The 200-nt window shown below is 54.5% G+C and carries 1 rRNA gene; it reads right to left on the minus strand.

The features are described from left to right. Positions 1-200 (minus strand): 23S ribosomal RNA (locus WA407_RS26925); the annotation flags it as partial.

The following is a 200-nucleotide window of genomic DNA, read 5'->3' on the forward strand; positions in this document are numbered from 1 at the left end:
GTTTGCGGTACGGGCACCTTCTCCTGGCTAGAGGCTTTTCTTGGCAGTCTGAGATCATGACCTTCGCTACTACAATTTTCGCTCCCCATCACAGCCCAGCCTTACGATGTGCGGATTTGCCTACACACCAGCCTCACTGCTTAGACGGACATCCATCAGTCCGCGTCACTACCCTACTGCGTCACCCCATCGCTCATAAC

It is taken from the genome of Paenibacillus sp. 203 (genome assembly GCF_037027525.1).
Classification (GTDB): domain Bacteria; phylum Bacillota; class Bacilli; order Paenibacillales; family Paenibacillaceae; genus Paenibacillus; species Paenibacillus polymyxa_B.